Source organism: Corynebacterium sp. ACRPZ, assembly GCF_022346205.1.
Lineage (GTDB): Bacteria > Actinomycetota > Actinomycetes > Mycobacteriales > Mycobacteriaceae > Corynebacterium > Corynebacterium lehmanniae.
On sequence record NZ_JAKRMR010000040.1, the window covers coordinates 1 to 745 of the forward strand.

Consider the following 745-nt stretch of genomic DNA (forward strand, 5'->3'; position numbering starts at 1 on the left):
GCCACCGGGGTCAACGCCGACGGGTACCGCGAAATGCTCGGCATGCACGTCGCCACCGCGGAATCCAACGCATCGTGGAAAGGCTTCTTCCAAGACCTAAAAGCCCGCGGGCTTCGCGGGGTCTTCCTGATCACCAGTGACGCCCATGAGGGCATCCAGCACGCAATTTCCGAGGTGCTGCCTGACGCGTCGTGGCAGCGGTGCCGCACCCACTTCGCGAAAAACCTCTACGAAAAAGTCCCGAAAACCCAGTGGCCGATGGTCTCTGCGATGTTCCAGACGATCTTCCAACAACCCGACGCCCAATCCACTTGGGCTCAAGCCCGCGAAGTCGTTGACCTGTTGGAGCCGAAGTTCCCCCAGGTTGCGGCCTATCTGGAGGAATCGCTCGATGAGGTGTTGGCGTTTACCGCAGCCCCGAAACCAGTCTGGACGAAGGTGTGGTCAAACAACCCCACCGAGCGGCTAAACCGGGAAATCCGCCGGCGCACCGATGTCGTGGGTATCTTCCCGAACCGCGAATCGATCATCCGGCTTGTCGGCGCGGTCCTCGCAGAGCAGCACGACGATTGGATCCAGCAAAAACGCTACATGTCACTGTCCGCACTCGAACAGACCAAACACCTCATGCACCAAACAGGAGGTGATCATGGCAACCACCACCAGCTAACCGCCTAACAAAAACCCCGAACTTCATACCGAGCCGAAAGCACAAACGGCTACACCACTACACAGGACTTGACCT

Annotated in this window: 1 protein-coding gene; it reads left to right on the forward strand. The window is 58.9% G+C overall.

The annotated features are described in order from the left end of the window. On the forward strand, positions 1-678 hold a 678-nt coding region (locus MHX64_RS11885; protein WP_239357652.1), incomplete at its 5' end, for an IS256 family transposase. Positions 679-745 lie beyond the last annotated feature (67 nt).